At 67.2% G+C, this 16,611-nt stretch carries 13 protein-coding genes and 1 pseudogene; 7 read left to right on the top strand and 7 right to left on the bottom strand.

Translation table 11 applies throughout. From position 1 onward, the window contains the following. Window positions 1–140 precede the first annotated feature (140 nt). The 4 genes from ACZ7EG_RS26325 to ACZ7EG_RS26310 all read left to right on the top strand — a co-directional run bounded on the left by ACZ7EG_RS26325 (window position 141) and on the right by ACZ7EG_RS26310 (window position 4,736). Window positions 141–1,256 carry a tyrosine-type recombinase/integrase gene (locus tag ACZ7EG_RS26325; RefSeq protein WP_471083615.1) on the top strand — a complete coding sequence of 372 codons (1,116 nt, stop codon included), beginning with the start codon at window positions 141–143 and terminating at the stop codon, window positions 1,254–1,256. Continuing rightward, a complete protein-coding gene (locus tag ACZ7EG_RS26320) occupies window positions 1,253–3,733 on the top strand; it encodes a tyrosine-type recombinase/integrase (RefSeq protein ID WP_471083612.1) in 2,481 nt (826 codons plus the stop codon). Before ACZ7EG_RS26325 ends, ACZ7EG_RS26320 begins: the two co-directional genes overlap by 4 nt. Beyond that, on the top strand, window positions 3,730–4,263 hold the full coding sequence (locus tag ACZ7EG_RS26315) for a DUF6262 family protein (RefSeq protein WP_471083609.1): 534 nt from the start codon (window positions 3,730–3,732) through the stop codon (window positions 4,261–4,263). The genes ACZ7EG_RS26320 and ACZ7EG_RS26315 overlap by 4 nt, the downstream gene beginning before the upstream one ends. A gap of 281 nt (window positions 4,264–4,544) precedes the next feature. After that, on the top strand, window positions 4,545–4,736 hold the full coding sequence (locus ACZ7EG_RS26310; RefSeq protein WP_471083606.1) for a hypothetical protein: 192 nt from the start codon (window positions 4,545–4,547) through the stop codon (window positions 4,734–4,736). 311 nt (window positions 4,737–5,047) lie between these two features. On the opposite strand, the gene ACZ7EG_RS26305 is transcribed toward ACZ7EG_RS26310, so the two are convergent. From ACZ7EG_RS26305 to ACZ7EG_RS26285, 5 genes and pseudogenes are all read right to left on the bottom strand, one after another. Further along, a complete protein-coding gene (locus ACZ7EG_RS26305; RefSeq protein WP_471083603.1) occupies window positions 5,048–5,260 on the bottom strand; it encodes a DUF6207 family protein in 213 nt (70 codons plus the stop codon). Between the two features lie 280 nt (window positions 5,261–5,540). Next, window positions 5,541–6,149: pseudogene (ku, locus tag ACZ7EG_RS26300) on the bottom strand (non-homologous end joining protein Ku); the annotation flags it as partial. A gap of 108 nt (window positions 6,150–6,257) precedes the next feature. Further along, a complete protein-coding gene (locus tag ACZ7EG_RS26295; protein ID WP_471083600.1) occupies window positions 6,258–6,614 on the bottom strand; it encodes a hypothetical protein in 357 nt (118 codons plus the stop codon). A 47-nt stretch (window positions 6,615–6,661) separates the two neighbouring features. Continuing rightward, on the bottom strand, window positions 6,662–8,392 hold the full coding sequence (locus ACZ7EG_RS26290) for a WD40 repeat domain-containing protein (protein ID WP_471083970.1): 1,731 nt from the start codon (window positions 8,390–8,392) through the stop codon (window positions 6,662–6,664). Between the two features lie 81 nt (window positions 8,393–8,473). Further along, window positions 8,474–10,156, bottom strand: a complete 1,683-nt coding sequence (locus tag ACZ7EG_RS26285) for an NB-ARC domain-containing protein (protein WP_471083597.1) — start codon at window positions 10,154–10,156, stop codon at window positions 8,474–8,476. Between the two features lie 508 nt (window positions 10,157–10,664). Here ACZ7EG_RS26285 and ACZ7EG_RS26280 point away from each other — a divergent pair. Together ACZ7EG_RS26280 and ACZ7EG_RS26275 are read left to right on the top strand one after the other, a co-directional pair. Beyond that, the gene (locus ACZ7EG_RS26280; protein WP_471083594.1) at window positions 10,665–11,183 is read left to right on the top strand and encodes a hypothetical protein; all 519 of its coding nucleotides are present in this window, start codon (window positions 10,665–10,667) and stop codon (window positions 11,181–11,183) included. 291 nt (window positions 11,184–11,474) lie between these two features. After that, entirely contained in the window at window positions 11,475–12,122 is a 648-nt protein-coding gene (locus ACZ7EG_RS26275) for a hypothetical protein (RefSeq protein ID WP_471083591.1), read from the top strand. Between the two features lie 764 nt (window positions 12,123–12,886). Here ACZ7EG_RS26275 and ACZ7EG_RS26270 read toward each other — a convergent pair. Together ACZ7EG_RS26270 and ACZ7EG_RS26265 are read right to left on the bottom strand one after the other, a co-directional pair. Then, on the bottom strand, window positions 12,887–14,695 hold the full coding sequence (locus tag ACZ7EG_RS26270) for an ATP-binding cassette domain-containing protein (RefSeq protein WP_471083967.1): 1,809 nt from the start codon (window positions 14,693–14,695) through the stop codon (window positions 12,887–12,889). A 460-nt stretch (window positions 14,696–15,155) separates the two neighbouring features. Further along, the gene (locus tag ACZ7EG_RS26265) at window positions 15,156–15,557 is read right to left on the bottom strand and encodes a hypothetical protein (protein ID WP_471083588.1); all 402 of its coding nucleotides are present in this window, start codon (window positions 15,555–15,557) and stop codon (window positions 15,156–15,158) included. A 100-nt stretch (window positions 15,558–15,657) separates the two neighbouring features. On the opposite strand from ACZ7EG_RS26265, the gene sigJ reads away from it, so the two are divergent. Then, window positions 15,658–16,608, top strand: a complete 951-nt coding sequence (gene sigJ, locus ACZ7EG_RS26260) for an RNA polymerase sigma factor SigJ (RefSeq protein WP_471083585.1) — start codon at window positions 15,658–15,660, stop codon at window positions 16,606–16,608. Window positions 16,609–16,611: the final 3 nt, after the last annotated feature.

Here is a 16,611-nt window from a genome sequence, read left to right as displayed (position 1 = left end):
GAGTCCCTTCGTTGGGGAGTTTGCGACGGTTCTCAGGGGGTGTGGCTCTGCGGTGGATCGTTGCGGTCGACTCGTGGAGTAGAGGTACATCAGTGCGTGCATTCCCTGTACAGCTGCCGTCAGGCATCCGGTACTGGACCGTGGTGGACGACGAGTTGGAGGTGGTGGAGGAAACCGATCGCTTCCTACGGGAGCTGAGGCTGGCCCGAGGGCGGGCGGAGACGACGACGAAGGCGTACGCCGAGGCCGTCGTGCTGTTCCTGGTGTGGTGCGCGACCACCGGGCGGGAGTGGCGCACGGCAGCCCGGGATATGGGGCTGTTCATGCTCTGGCTGAAGTGGACCCCGGGGAACGGTGGTCAGCGGCGTGTGGTGGTGCCCGGGCCGGGTGCGAAGCCGGTCCGGGGCGAGCGTCGGATCAACAAGGTGCTGACTGCCGTCCGGATGTTCCTGGTACATGCCGTGGTGAACAAGGTTGCGCCGACCTGGGTGTTGGAGCAGATCTACGAGCTCGGCGACGATCGCGACCTGCCTCATGAGGCTCGCGGTGAAAGCGGCGCCATGCGGTACCGGATGCGGGCCCGCCACGGGCTCCAGGAGCCCGAGAGCGCCATCGACCGGGCCAGCGACGAGGAGATCGTCGCGATGTTCCTGCAATGCCGCTCCGCCCGCGACCGGCTAATCCTTCTGCTGTTGTCGCGGGTCGGACTGCGCCCGGGGCAGGTCGCCGGTCTGCGCCGCTGCGATCCGCATCTGCTGATGGACTCCCGCTCGCTGGGTTGCGACGTCGAGGGCACCCACGTCCATGTCATCCGGCGTGAGAACGAGAACCGCGCCTGGTCGAAGTCGAAGAAGTCCTGGGCCATGCCGGTCGACTTCCTCGTGGTCCAGGCATTCGACCAGTACGCGCTGGAACGCCACGAGCGCCTGGGCGCCGGAGGCAGCGACTTCCTACTGGTCAACCTGTTCCGGCCGCCCTACGGGGCGCCGATGACGGCCGACGCGATCGGCGAACTGTGTGAGTCGTTGTCCCGGCGGGCCGGGCTGGGCCGGAAGATCGGCCCCCGGATGTGTCGGCATGCGATGGCCAGCAATGTCGCCGATGCTGGCGGCAAACTGGACGAGATCCAGGCACTGCTCGGGCAGAAGAGCGCGGAATCGCCGCGACCCTACCTGCATCCCAAACCATCGCGTCTTCGCGAGGCCGTTGAGCGGGTGCCTCTTCCGCGTGTGAACGGCAAGGAGGGCGATCGATGACGATCGCTCTGGTCGAGAACCTGCCAGTAGAGCTGGACGATGTCACCGGTGCTCTCTTGGGGGCAGTGACCACGGAGTTCCAGCAGCTCATGAGCTGGGATGGGGAGGGTCGCCAATTGGTCTTCCCTCGTGATCATCCTCTGCTCGGCGGCCCGGAGTGCCTGGTGACGGGCTGCGACAAGGTCGTCTTCCACACGAAGGACCATGGGCTGTGCGTGGGCTGCGCGAAGCGTCTGAAGACCAGTGGGCAGGGCCTCGAGGAGTTCGTGTCCACCGTCAAACGGCACTGGCGCTCGATCGGCGTCAGCAACTGCCGGGTCTCGGAGTGCGGGCGCCCGTCAAAGACATCACACGCCGAGTTGTGCAGTGCCCACCTGGGCCAGAGGAAGTCGCTCGGCCTGTCGGTGGAGGAGTTCATCCGCCATCCGTCCGTCAAGTCTCTGCCCGGCTTCGGCCCCTGTGAGGTCGCTGCGTGTCCCCGATCCCGCGACGGGCACAGTCGCCGGTACTGCATGGCCCACTACCAGCGCCGTCTGCTGGAGGTGCACAAGGGCAGCACCCTCGATGAGGAGACCTGGCGGCTGACGACCCCGGCCATCGCCCAGGCTGGCGTGGTAAGTCTGCTCGGCCTGACCGACCGGGTCGTGGTCGAGATCCTCTACGGGCTCCAGGAACGCATCGCTGCCGGCATCAGGCACAAGGACCACCACGTCCGGCCCTTCTGCGATCTCGTCCGAGCCCGGCAGATCGGTTCTCTGGCCGAGCTCGACGTCTCCGGCCTGAGCAAGATGAACGCCGCGCTGGCGAAGGGGCTCCTCAAACACGTTCTTCGCTGGACCATGTCGCCGGAGACCGAGCGCCACAAGGACACCTGGAACGGCGCCGCGTTCGGAATGACCGGCTACCTCCACTTCGAGAAGATCAGTCAGCCGTGGCTGCTCAGAGCCACGCAGGACTGGGCGGTCGACGACGCTCCCCGGCACCGGGGCACCAACCCACGCGGGGCGATGCAGACGCAGATCAACTGCATCGTCAGGCTCTCCGAAAGCCTGCGGCTGAACCGGCCGGACAAGGGCATCGACCCGCGGCTCCTGGGCCGCGACGACATCGTGGCCTTCCTCAACCGGATGCGCTACCTGGTGCAGCAAGGAGAGGTCGCCGCCGCACGCCACGTCACCGATGTCCGGCACTTGCGGCGCATGCTCCTACGCATGCGAAGCCTCGGGCTGACCCAGCCTGACCAGCCCCTGCACGGCCTGCCCGAGCAGTTCACGCTCCGGCCCGAGGACATCCCGGACGACCCCGAGGACACCGCGGCCGGCCGCGATCTCCCGCCAGAGGTGATGCGCCAACTCTGCGACCAGCTCGACGCCTTGGGCGCAGGTGGCCTGCAGGCCCGCACTGCCGTCGAGCTGCTGATGGACACCGGCCGCCGTCCCGACGAGATCTGCAAACTGCCCCTCGACTGCCTCGAACGGGACGGCGACGGCGAGCCCGTCCTCGTCTACGACAACCGCAAGGCGCTCAGAAACGGCCGACGGTTGCCGATCGCCAAGGCCACCGCAGCCCTCATCATCGAGCAGCAGCAGCGAGTCCGGGCCCGATTCCCCGACACCGCGGCCAAAGACCTCGCACTGCTGCCGACACCTGTCGCGAACCCTCACGGCACGAAGCCCCTGACCGCCAGCTGGCTCGGCGTCCGCCACCGAGCGTGGGTCGTCTCCCTGCCGGACTTTCTCGTCCCCACCGTCGTCGAGGTCGCTGGCGAGCGCGTCGCGAAGATGCTGCCCTTCGACAAGGGGAAGATCTTCCCCTACGCCTACCGCCACACCTATGCACAGCGTCACGCAGATGCTGGGATCCCCGTCGACGCCCTGAGGGTCTTGATGGACCATCGCCAACTCGACACTACACAGCGTTACTACAGGGTCAGCGAGAAGCGCCAACGAGATGCGGTCGAGCGTGTCACAGCGATGCAGTTCGACCGGCACGGCAAACGAGTCTGGCGGCAGGTCAAGGCCGTCCTTGACTCCGAGCACGCCCGCCGGGCGATCGGCGAGACCCAGGTTCCCTACGGCACCTGCACCGAACCATCGAACGTCGCCGCCGGCGGCCATGACTGCCCGGTCCGGTTCCGCTGCGTTGGCTGCAGCCACTTCCGTACCGACGTGTCCTACCTGCCCGACCTGGAAGCCTATCTGGCGGATCTCCTGCGCAACCGCGAGCGGTTGGCCGCGTTCACCGACGCCGACGACTGGGCCAAGGGCGAGGCCATGCCCTCGGACGACGAGATCACTCGAGTGCGCCGCCTGGTCAAACGTGTCCGCGAAGAACTCGACGACCTCACCGACGAGGACCGGGCACAGATCCAGCAGGCCGTCACCGTCGTCCGCAGAACGCGGGCGGGCGTCGTCTCGCTCGGCATGCCGAAGGTGAGACAGCCCCTGCCCGACCTCCGCCCCGAGAGGACGGCATGACCTCCAGCATGATCGACGGCAAGCGAGCCGACTCCGCACGACGCCGGGGTCGCGTGATCAAGGCCCTGGATGCGGCCCTGCGGACCGGAGGCGACATCACCGTCTCCGGCCTCGCTCGCGCCGCCCGGGTCGACCGCAGTTTCCTTTACCGTCACCGTGACCTCCTCGAACGCGTTCGCGTCGCTGCCCACACGCCTGTCGAGGAAGGACGGCGGACTGCCGTCAGCCGAGCGTCCTTGCATGCCGACCTCGCCAACGCGCTGGAACGGAATACCCGTCTCGCCACGCGAGTGCGCCAGTTGGAGAATCGGCTTTCCGAGCAGCTTGGCGAGCAGGCATGGAGCGAATCCGGGCTCGGGGCCGCACCTAACATCGACCAACTCCAGCGCCGCATCGTCTTGTTGGAGCAGGAACTCGCAGAGAAGTGCGGAGAGCTTGAGGGAAGGACGGAAGAACTTGAGGCAGCCCGGGCCGCCAACCGGGAGCTGACCCGTGTCCTGAACCAGCCTCACTCTGCGAAATCCCGCTAGTTCTCCTGCCCTCCGTTGAGTCCCAACCGGTAGCCAAGGGGTTCGCGGACGGTGTTCGCCTTGCAGAGTCGATGATGACGGTGCTCACCGTCCTTCGGGCGGCCTAGCCGCACCGCGTCGTCCGCGAATTCAAGGCATCCAGGCCCGGCAAGGGCGCCGGCGGCGGCTGCCGCGCCGGCAGCGGCGACATGATGCCCGCGGCGAGATCCTGCCCCGGATCGCCGAACTCCTCGACGCCAACCCGGCCATTACGCTCACTGAGGTCGCCGACACCCTGGGCATTGCGAAGTTCCCCACCGCCCAGGCCGGCCTCGCACAGCTATGGGGCCGGGCGCATCGCCGACCTGCTCGAGGCCGACCCCAAGCTCACCCCGATCGAGGATGCCGAGCGTCTCGGCTATCCCACTGTCACCCACCGGGGCGCCGCGATCACCGCCGAGGCCAAGCTGCGCACCCGCCGCGCCTCGCGCTGAACTCAGGGTGAAGACCGACCGGTCATCGCCGGAGTCCAAGGAACCTTCGCGACCCTCAGCCAGCAGGTGCGCCGTCTCGTGTAGGGCCAGCACGTTGAACTGCTCGGGGTCCATCCGGGCCTTGAGCGTCTCCATGTAGAGGGCGACATCGTCGCCCCGGCTCTCGACACCTCGAAGGCATTCTCGCCGCTCATCACGACAGGGTTGATCCGGCAGCGATGGTGTGTCCAGGCCCGCGCACCGCGTTCTTCAGCGAGGACAGCTCACAGTCCCCGCTGGCGGCACGGCGTTCGGACTGACGACTGCGGGCGCTACGTGGTGCCGGGGCGGCGTCGAATGTTCGCGTACACGCGTGCCTTCACCCACGGCTCCCCGGGCTCCCGGCGAAGCGTGCCGACGCCAGAGGTGGCCCACCGCTGCTCCAGTTCGCTCATCACAGTGCGCGCGGTCGCCTCGTCCTGGGCGGTAATGTCCAGGACCACCAGGCCCGGCTCGGACACATGCGTTTCGTCGATACGGTCCATGACCTGCACGACGTGGCCGGCACCCAGGCCGGTTCGGCGAAGGTGCGCACATCACCCTTCCGAAGGACCACTCCCGCGCATCCCCTTCTTCTCGGCCGGCGCTGAGCGGTGAGCCCTCGCGGCTTTCACGCTCTGCTCGAGTGCGGCCATCAGATCCACGGATTCGACCGGCGCGACGGCGGGGGCGTGCGGCGGCTCCTGGCCCTCCAGCCGGGCGGTGACGACCTGCTCCAGGGCGTGACGGTAGGCGTCGTGCTGGTCCTACCAGGCGGAAGTCCTCGGTGATCGCGTCCATGAGGGAGCGGGCCATCTGGAGCTCCTGGCGGCGTGGCGGCTCGGTGTGCGGGACGGTGATGTCGTCGGTGCCGCGCAGCTCATCGGGCCACAGCAGGGTCTGCATCGCGATGACCTGGCCCCGGGCGCGCAGCACGGCCAGCGGCTCGCGGGTGCGCAGCGCCACCCGCGCGACGGCTACCAGGCCGGTCTCGTGCATCGCGTCGCGCAGCAGCCCGTACGGCCGCGCGGCTGCCGGGCCGTCGACCCCGAGGCAGTAGGGCTTGTGCAGCATCAGCGGGTCGACCCGGTCCGCGGGGACGAAAGCCAGGACCTCGATGGCCTTCGGTGAGCTCGGCAGCGGCAGGTCGGCGAGGTCGTCGTCGGACAGGACGACGACTCGCCCGTCGGGGGACTCGAAGCCGCGGGCGACTTGATCGTAGGGGACCTCGATGCCCTCGCGTTCGCAGTAGCGGTGCAGCCGTACCCGGCCGCCTCCGCACTGGGTGTGGACCTGGTGGAGCGGGACGGAATGCGGCGCCGTGGCGGCGTGCACGGTCACGGGGATGGCCACCAGTCCCCAGGAGATCACCAGCTTTGCGATGGTCTGCGGCATGATCCCATCGCACTCCTGACCAGCGGTGATCGCACCCCGGCCGACCGGCGATCTGGGCGGAGGCGAGCTGCCGCCGCGCCCTACCTTCCAGGCGTGGGCCTGAGACGATCATTCGTCAGGAGGTGTTGGGTACTGTCTCGCCTCATGGACCGGGAGTATCCCCTCGTTCGCGAGGTTTTTCCTGAGCTGGTCAGCGAGCTGGTAGCTCTTCTGCAGGAAGACAACGAGAACGAGCTGGCCATCTGTGCATGGGACCTCCGCCTGGTCGCGGAGTGCAGCTGCAGCGACGACTTCTGCCAGAGCTTCAAGACGGAGCCACATCCGGACGGACAGCCGTACGGACCGGGTCATCGATGCGTACCGCTGTCGCCCTCGAAAGGCATGCTCGTCCTGGACGTCGTGGACGGGCAGATCATGTATGTCGAAGTGCTCTACAAGGAACCCCTTCGGGACGTGCGCCTCCACCGGCCCAACCCCGAGCCTCGTATTTCGCCGCTTCCCTAGCTCGCGTGTCAGGTGAGCAGAGTGTAGAGGTACACGCCCCGCTCGCCTGCCACAGCCAGTTCGGCGGCCGGCCCCCAAGCACACGAGTACAGGGCCCCTTCCGTTCGTGCGACGGCGACGGTCCGTCGCTCGGCAACAGACCAGATCCGCACGGTGCGGTCGCTGGTGGTGGCAAGCCAGGTTCCGTTGGGGGAGATGGCCACGGATGTCACCATCTCGGTGAGTCGGATGTATCCGGTGTATTCGGTGAGGCTGGTGATGGATCCGGTGGTCCGGTCCCAGATTTCCACGCTACCGCTGCTGCTGATGATGGCGAGCCAGGTTCCATCGGGGGAGATCGCCAGCGAATTGGCTGATCGGTGGAGGCCGCCGGTGCAGGTTCTGGTAGCCCTGTGAATGATCCGTATGGTGTCGTCGTTGCTGGTGGTGGCGAGCCAGGTTCCGTCCGGTGAGATCGCCAGCGAAGTCGCGTAGCCGCTGTGTTCGGTGCGGACCCTGGTGCTGGCTACGAAGGGGGGCATGAGGTTCCACAGCCGCATGGTTCCGTCGTTGCTGGTGGTGGCGAGCCAGGTTCCGTCCGGGGCGATGGCGACCGAATCGACCGGGGGGCACCACCCCCTGAGGGTGGTGGTGCAGTTTCCGGTGGCAGGGTCCCAGATTCGTACGGTGTCGTCGTTGCTGGTGGTGGCGAGCCAGGTTCCGTCCGGGGCAATCGCCACCGATGTCACCATGTCGCTGATGGCGGTGGTGCAGTTTCCGGTGGTGGGATCCCAGATTCGCGCGATTTGGTCGCGGCTGGTGGTGGCGAGCCAGGTTCCGTCCGGGGCAATCGCCACCGATGTCACCAACCCTGCATAGTCGGCGAGGGATGGGTCCTGGGCAGAGGCCGTAGGGTCCCAGATTTGTACGCCTCCGTCGGTGGCGAGCCAGGTTCCGTCCGGGGCAATTGCCACGGCATTTACCGGCCCCCTGTGTCCGGTGAGGGTGGTGGTGCAGTTTCCGGTGGTGGGGTCCCAGATTCGTACGGTGCGGTCGTTGCTGGTGGTGGCGAGCCAGGTTCCGTCCGGGGAGATCGCCACGGCATTCACCCGCATCCTGTGTCCGGTGAGGGTGGTGGTGCAGTTTCCGGTGGTGGGGTCCCAGATTCGTACGGTGTCGTCGTTGCTGGTGGTGGCGAGCCAGGTTCCGTCCGGGGAGATCGCCAGCGAAGTCACGCTGTGTTCGGTGAGGGTGGTGGTGCAGTTTCCGGTGGTGGGATCCCAGATTCGTACGGTGTCGTCGTTGCTGGTGGTGGCGAGCCAGGTTCCGTCCGGGGCAATTGCCACGGCATTTACCGGCCCCCTGTGTCCGGTGAGGGTGGTGGTGCAGTTTCCGGTGGTGGGGTCCCAGATTCGTACGGTGCGGTCGTTGCTGGTGGTGGCGAGCCAGGTTCCGTCCGGGGCAATTGCCACGGCATTCACCCACCCCCTGTGTCCAGTGAGGGTGGTGCGGGTTCTCGTGGTGCGGTCCCAGATTCGTACGGTGAGGTCCCTGCCGGTGGTGGCGAGCCAGGTTCCGTCCGGGGAGATCGCCAGCGAAGTCAGATATTGGCTGTGTTCGGTGAGGGTGGTGGTGCAGTTTCCGGTGATGGGGTCCCAGATTTGTACAGTGCCGTTGCTGTCGGTGGTGGCGAGCCAGGTTCCGTCAGGTGAGATAGCTACCGATTTGGCACCGTCGTATCCGGTGAGGACGCGTCGCAGCGCGGGGTGTGGGGTGTCGGGCGGGGGCCATCGGTTGGCGAGGCAGGGGCGCAGGGTGGGGTCGTGGCGTCGTGCGGTGATCTAGGGATGCCAGTGGGGGTGTGTCTCGAGGCGGTTGTGCAGGACGCCGGTGAGGGCATCGGGCGGGTCGGTGGGGGTGAGGAAATGGGCGGCCTGCGCGAGGCTGCGGGCCAGTGGGCGGGTATGCGGGGAGTCGATGAGGGTGAGATCCGCCCAAGGTGCGGTCGGTCCGCGCTGGCTGAGCCGGTTTTCCACCCAGCGGACATCCCCGGCCACGTTCTCGGCCAGGGTCGTGCGTCCAGCGGCTAGGACGTGATCGATGAGGTGGTCGAGGAGGTAGCCGGCACTGAGCTGCCACCAGGCGCGCTGAGGATGGGGGGTGGAAGGCGCGAGGGGCTGGGCCGGTGGCAGGGTGGCCGCGATCGCGTCGATGAGGAGGCCGTTGACGCGGGTCAGGCCGGGCTCGCCGAGCGCGTTGCGGAGGTAGTCGCGGATGACGTCGTGCAGGCCCACCCGGCCGCCATTGCTCGGGTCGAGAGTGAGCAGGGACAGGCGCTCCAGGTCTCGGCACAGTGTGCGTGTCTGGTCCTCCGTCAGTCCGCCGCTGGCCTGCCACAGCAGGGCGACGACGGTGACGGGTACGGACTCGTCCTCGGCGAAGATGCCGAGCTCGGTGAAGCGGTCGGCGCCGTCGGGCGGCAGAAGCGAGGTCGCGGCCTCGATCGAGGCCTTCACCGCCTGGTTCCGCAGGCGCGGGTCGTCGAGATCCCAGGCGATAGCCGGGTCGTCCACGGCGACAGGCCCCACGTCGCGCAGTCGGCCGAGGATCCGCTCGGCGGCGACGGCAGCCTGGGCTCCGGCGGCGCACTGTTCGGCTATCAGCCGGTTCGTCAGGCGCAGCAGCAGGGCCCATCGGCCCGTGGCCCGCAGCAGGCCGCCGACCAGAACGTGGGGCAGCGTCGGTAAGTCGCGTGTCAGCACGGCCTTGGCCTGGGCATGGGACATCTGGTCGACTCGGATGGGGTGGGCGCCGGGGGGTAGCAGGATCGGATTGCGGGTGGTGATGAGCCGGACGCAGTGGCGGCCGCCCTGGAGGAAGGGGACCAGTTGCTCCCTTTCCCATACGTCGTCGAGGACGAGCAGGGTGCGGGGGCGCTGGTCGAGAAGTCGGCCCAGGTGCGCGCCGGCGAGGACGGGGTCGTCGAACTCTTCGGTGTCGCCGGTGATGAACCGGGTGGACTCGGCCACCTTGGCCGCGATCGCGGCGCGGCCTCGGACGTCGCGCCCGATGGTGATCGTGTAGATCCGGGACCGGAACCTGCGGCGCACGCGCTGGTGATTGCACACAGCGGTGGCCAGGGTGGTCTTGCCGAACCCTCCCGCCCCTGACAGGGCGGTGGTGATGCCGACGGTGCGTCTGCCGCGGCACACCGCCGCCACTGTGGCACGGGTCTGGTCCCGGTCGACGAACCACTCCGGGATGGCTGGTGGCGGCGGGGGCGGGGGATCGCTCAGGACTGTTGGCGGACGCAACTGCAGCCTGGCCATGACGCCGCCCGCCACGACGGCCAGCGACCCGACGATGCCGAGAGACCACCACGGGTGCTGCCGGAGCTCGTCCAGGGCCCATGGCCAGCGTGAGCTCTCGGTTGCGGCGTTCCCGGCCAGGGCCAGCACAATCGTCAGGGCTATGCCCAGGCTGGCCAGCGCCACGATTCCCGCCGCCCACACCCGAACCCGCATGCGCCCCACCCCCGACAACGATCTCCTGCGCGGACCCTACTGACAAGCCACCCACCTCATCAGCGGAACGCCGCAAAGCCGCACAGATGCCGCTTGCTTGAGCATCCCGAGGCTCTACAAACGAGGTCTGCATGGGCGTCGTCGGCATCCGCGGATGTACGAGAAGTTCATCCCCGAGGCCCAGCCCCGCCCAGATGCTGGCGCGCCATGCTTCACCGTGGGCTGGCCCGATCTGCTGGACCGGTACGACGGCACCCTGCTGGCAGATTTGCAATAGCGGGTTGCAGCCCGGGCTACCCCAGGCCACTGCGCTGGAGACGTCGGCATGGATTGTTGGCCCGGCTCCAGCGGGCGGGATAAGGCGGTCCTCGCCGGGCCGGATCCCCCTGCGCGTTCGGTACCCGCCTATGTGCCGGCGAGCTGCTGCTGCCGTTGCTCGGCGCGCACCGCCTTAGGCCCTGTCCGGTGAGTCGGCAGGGTCCCCTTGCCTGCCTTCTAGGCTGGCGCCATGGACAACGGGCTCGCTCACGAGGGAAGCGCCTTCATCAACTTGCGACGGTACGTCCCGGATCCGAAGGAGCACGGGTTTCGGTGGGTCGACATCAAGCAGCTCCGCTTCTCTGCGGAGTCCGTGGACGATAGAGGGCTGCTCGCCGCACTGATTGGGCATGAGCAGTTCCGGGACGACTATGCAGGTGGTGGAGTGCTGCCGGATGGGCCCCGGCACGGTCCGTATTGGCTGCGGTTGATCACTCCCGACCTCTACGAGCCCATCAGCCAGGAGAAGGCTGCGCAGATTCTGCGGGAGTGGGTGGATCCGCTCTGGGACGTGCCCACCGAGCTGGAGGCGGATCTACAGCGGGAGGTGTTCGCCCGCCTGGCCGCAGCCGATGGCATCTACTACCTCAGCGAGCTCGGTGATGAGGCGATCCATGACTGGGGACGTGTGCACGACTACTTCCACGAGTTCGTGCTCATCGACCGCTCGGATGGGCAGATCACTCTCATCGTCGCCGCCGACGACTGAGGCAACCACAGGGGCATCCTCTGCGGTGGCTGAGATCAGTAGCGGAGCCACAACCGAATCGCCGTGAGAGTGACCGTGCCGTGGAGGCCGACAGGGGGGTTACCTGACCCATCGGACAGGCCCTAGGTGTGCTGACCGAATGTCCCGGGACAGCACGCCCAGGGCCGTTCCACGGTGTTGCAGGCTTGGAAGTACCTTAATGCAAGCCGCTTGACCCAAATGGCAGACTTTTCTAGAACGCACCCTGCCGCTGTTGCAGAATATAAGTGACTCGGCAGGAGGTAGGGCGGCATGGAAGACGAGAATCTCAGATTGGTCTACGAGTCTGAGCGCCATGATGAGCAGAACACAGCTGCTCTAATCATTGCGGTAACTACGGGAACTCTTGCCTATTTCGCTGCGGCGGTCGCATACCTTGCCGATCAGCAAAGGCAGACAAAATTGCAGCCAGAGCTATTGATGGCTGCACCTTTCCCGTTGCTCATTCTGACCGGGTACGTCACTTTCCAGTACGCGGCATCACGAGTTAGGCAAAGCTATCTGATGCACCTTGAAGCCCATCTGTCCAATCAACCGTGGAACCGGAAGGTGAATTTCCCGGGCTTCACCACGCTACATCAAGGGCTATTTGCAGGATGGAAGTCAAGTTTGTGGCCATTCGCGGTTCTAACGGTCCTGACTTTCGTCTCTCATGTCATCATCGTTGTGGGGTTCACGGCCTACACTTGCTACATCGCCCACAGGGCAAATGCGAATTCGGTTGTTTTCTGGCTGCTTGCCTCTTTCTACATTCTCATGATTGCTGTTAATGTTGCGGCAGCGGTGATGATGATGAGATTTGCTAATGACCCCGATAGTCCCTATCTGAAGAAGCTCCGCATGATGGCGCGCGATACGGCCAGATCGGAGGAGAGGAGGTGGGACGCTAGTCGTTCATAGTTTCCGTCGCGTCAGAATGGGAGGGGCTTTGAGCGTTTGGTTGCTTAGAAAATTGCGACCTAGCGTCGTCCTGACACTAGTGGTTGTTGCCAGCACAGGCGTGGTTGGGGTGCTTCGGATTGTGTGGGAGGGGCGATTTTACGATTACTCGCGGGCAAGTCTTCCCGGGGATATCCTCATCGGCTGTGAGCTGGCTATAGTCTCCGCGGAGCTTCGCGGAGGTAATCCATCTGGGTCCCTGTATCGGTCTCGGGTTTGGCACGGCGCAACCTTTGCTATTTGCCTTCTCTTGGCGCTGGCACTGCAGATTCATGCAATCAATCAATCGGGAAGGTTGCAGACGGCGGCAAACACCTATCACAACCTCGTCGTCGTATCCACCTTGGGGTATTTTGTAATTTCAACCATTCCGATTGTTCTAGGGTCTCCAAGGCGTGCTAAGGCTGCCGCTGGAGCCTTGTTGCTCACTTGGCTAGGCTTGCTCATTTTCGATATCACCCAAGGTAATCTGCAGAGGAATTCACCGCTCATCTCCTGAGTGCGTACTTGACCTCAACTCACATCACTGGACGACATCCACACACGGAAGTCGCTCCGATGCGACACCCCCGAGGTCCTACCGAATGGGATGGGGGGGGTAGGTCGGGGTCTGGGTGTTGAAGTAGATCGCCACTCCTACCGGGCGGCCAGTAGCTCACCCGATCCAGCGATAGCACCACATCTGTTGCGACGGATAGGCTCCAGCGCACCGGCGCTGAGCTGCATCAACCTGAGCATCCCGCCAGTGCAACGGCCCGAACCCCCAGAGAATTGGTGTTCGCCAGTTGGTGTGTGACGACGATCGTCATGCGTTCGGCGGCGATCCTCTTGATCTCCAGGAAGATGGCGTGTTCACCGCGGGCGTCCATCTGGGACGTCGGCTCGTCCAGGATCAGGAGCGGCGTCCGGCGGTACAGGGCGCGTCCGCACACCAGCCGCTGCCACTGCCCTCCGGAGAGTTCGGCACCGCCCCACAGCTCCTTGGCGAGCAGTGTGTCGAGTTGCCGGGGCAGCTTCTCGATGGCCTCGCGCATGCCCACGGCGTCGACGACATCCCACACGGGACCGTCGTCGAAGCTCTTCGGCTGCCCGAGGGTGATGTTCTCGCGGGCGCGCAGCGGCCAGCAGGCGAAGTCCTGTGGTACGAGCGCGGTCCGTTTCCACACGGCGTCGGGATCGGCGTGCGCCAGGTCGACGCCGTCCCACAGCACGCGTCCCTTGTCGGCGAGGAGGATGCCGGTGATGAGCTTGGCGAGGGTGGACTTGCCTGAGCCGTTCTCGCCGACGATCGCCACGATCTCGCCTCGGCGCAGGGTGACAGACACCCCCGCGACGGCGGGTTCCTCCTTGCCCGGGTATCGGTACACGACCTCGTCGAGACGGATCTCCTCGACGCGCTCCGGGATGGTCAGCTCACCGCGCTGCGGGGCGCGTTCGGCGGCCATGTCGAGGAAGGCCCGCATGTCGGCCAGGTAGAGCGAGGTGTGGAACATCGCGGCGCCGTGGATGACGAACTGGCCGAGCGCGGCGAGCGTGGTCTGCACGGCGACGACGGCCGTGGCGGCGACGGGCAGGGCGACCCGGCCGTCGGCGGCCAGCCATGCGAGGGTGGCCCAGGTGCACAGCAGGAACACTCCGCCAAGGGCGCTGGTGGTCAGCACGATGCGCAGCAGGCGCGGGGCGGCGGTGAGAGTGCGCTGGTCGATGCGGTCGGACAGGGCCCGGTACCAGTAGACGAGGTAGCCGGTCATGCCGTTGGCGCGGACCTCGTCGCCGAATCGGGAGTACGTGGCCCACCAGCGCATCATGGAGCGCACGTTGCGGTCGCCGACGTTGAGGTAGTGGGTCTCGTAGTCGACGCGGGCGGACAGGACGGCCCCGGCGCCGGCCGGGAGGACGGCAAGGAGCAGCAGGGGCAGCATCAGCGGGTGCAGTGCGGTGATGACTCCGCTCGCGGCGATCATGCGGATCAGTGCCGACACGAACCGCTGCGCGTCCTGGACCATCATCCGGGTGCGGGTGACCCCGACTTCGGCGGCTTCCTGCCGGTCGGCGAAGCCGTCCTCGCCGTAAGCGGCGGTCTCCACCCGGCACACGGCGGCGACCAGGGCGATGTCGGCCTCGGTCGTCAGCAGCGGAGTGATCCGGCCGTCGGCGTAGGAGGAGAGGGCACCGGTGATCCGGGCGACGGCCGCGGCCGCCGTCACCACGATCAGGGCCGGCAGTGCGGCGTGCAGGCGTTCGGGGACGGTGCCGCTGCCGAGGACGTGCGTCATGGCCTGCGCGGTGAACGCGAGGACGACCGCCGCCGCGATGCCGGTGAGGAACTGGCACGCCAGGAGCAGCACGACGCCGGTCCTGTCGACGGCCCACGCCATCCGCGCGGTGTGTCCGAGGACGGCTGGCAGGCGGCGGCACATCGCTCCGAAACCGGCTTCTGCCAGCGGGTTCTTGCCGTACTTCCCGCCGAACGTGAGGGTCGCGGGCGGGGGAGGGGGCGGAGTGTTCTCGTCAGCGGTCGAGGCATGGGTCACCGTCACCTGGGGCCCTCCTGAAGGTTCGTGCCGCGCCCGGACGGCTCGGCGGTGCACGGCCTAACGACACGACCCCTGATTCGAACGCGCTCGATTCCGGACGCGCTGAGTCCCTTGCCGCACAAGGGATCGACCGGAGCGGCTCATTGCTGGGGCCGCTCCCGGCAGTCCGGGGGTGGCCGAATCGCGGAGGCTCGAAACGCCTGAGGCGCCTGAGGTGTTTGGGTTTTCGCCCGTGGGACGAACGTGAGGCAGACGGACGGGTGCCGCAGGCGGTCGGGTCGGCGCGCTGGGCGACCTGCGGGCCGAGCCGTCGGCCACGGCAGGCCGTTCGCTGCCGGAGGCCCGCCGCAGCAGAGCCGTCGCCTTCTCCGAGTCGGTGTCCCGTTCTCCGAGTCGGTGTCCTGCGAGGTCGGGCTGTCGCCGAAGGCGTCACCGGCGGCGCCGCCCCCGGCTCGGCCTACTTTGCTCCGGCGGGTCCCGTGCCGGATCTCACCGCCGGGGCCAGCGCCAGCATGCTCAGACCGAACATCAGCACGCCCAGGGGGAGATGGAGTGATGGGACGTGCGCGATGCCGAGCACGACCTGGAGGGAGGCGAGCGCGAGGAAACCCGAGGCGTACCAGATCGGCCGGGGCGAGCCGCCGCCCGGCTTCCACGCCAGCACCGCCGCGAGCACGTACAGCATCGACGCCCCGTACATCACACGCGCCCCGACGCTGTGCAGCATCTCCCCGTAGGACGAGGTCAGCAGTAATCCGGCGGACACCGCCTGGAGGAAGATCGTCAGGGTTTGCAGGGCGATCGCGATCTGCAGGAACGCGGTGCCACGCCGTGCCGCCGCTGTCACCTGAGTGGCCATGTCACAGTCCTCTCTTCCGCCCTCGGGCAGGAGATCGATAAGGTCTCGACAGCCCGACGACGCGGGGGCGCGAAAGGTAAGGCGAGGGGGACGCCGAAATATGGGAACGGCCGGGACCGGCACGGATGGGACAGCCGGCGAGCAACGCCAACTGATCAATGTCGCCTACCGGTTGCTCGGCTCGGTCACCGAGGCAGAGGACGCCGTGCAGGACGCCTACGCACGCTGGTACGCGCTGCCGCGAAGCCGACGGGAGGAGATCCTTTCCCCCGGCGCCTGGCTGACGACGGTGACCAGCCGCATCTGCCTGGACCTGCTCGGCTCGGCCCGGGCCCGCCGTGAACGCTATGTCGGCGCGTGGCTGCCCGAGCCGCTGCCCGACCGCGCCGAGTGGGGGGCCGTGGACGGCTCCGGCCCCGCGGACCCCGCCGATCAGATCGTCCTGGACGAGTCGGTGACCGTGGCCTTCCTCGTCGTCCTGGAGTCGATGACGCCCGCCGAGCGGGTGGCGTTCGTCCTGCACGACGTCTTCCGGTACCCGTTCGCCGAGATCGCCGAGGTTCTCGGCCGAACTCCCGCTGCCTGCAAGCAACTTGCCGCCTCCGCCCGGCGGCGGGTGAGCGCCGCGCGCTCCCAGGAGAGGGCGACGGGCCAGGCCGACGTGGTGCGGCACGTCAAAGAAGCCTGGGAGAGCAAGGACATCGCCGCCCTGGTCCGTCTCCTCGACCCGGCCGCCGTGATGACCGCCGACGGCGGCGGCATGGCCGGCGCCGCGCGGCGTCCGGTCGAGGGCGGCACACGCATCGCCCAGTACATGGTCACCATCGCCGACAAGGCGCCGGGGCTCGAACTCCTGGAGCGGTCGGTCAACGGCAGGCCTGGCCTGGTGGCCCGGCGGGCCGGCATCGTCATGACCGTGGCCTCGTTCGACGTCTCCGCAGGTCGTGTCACCGGGATCTGGGCTGTCCGCAACCCGGAGAAGCTGCGGCCCTGGAGGCGGGGCGACTGGATCCAGGAGGGTGGGACGTCGGCGGCGCCGTACTCGAGCTGAGAC

The sequence above is a fragment of the Streptomyces sp. NPDC037100 genome, from assembly GCF_055606225.1.
This window is presented reverse-complemented; position numbering and strand designations above follow the sequence as displayed.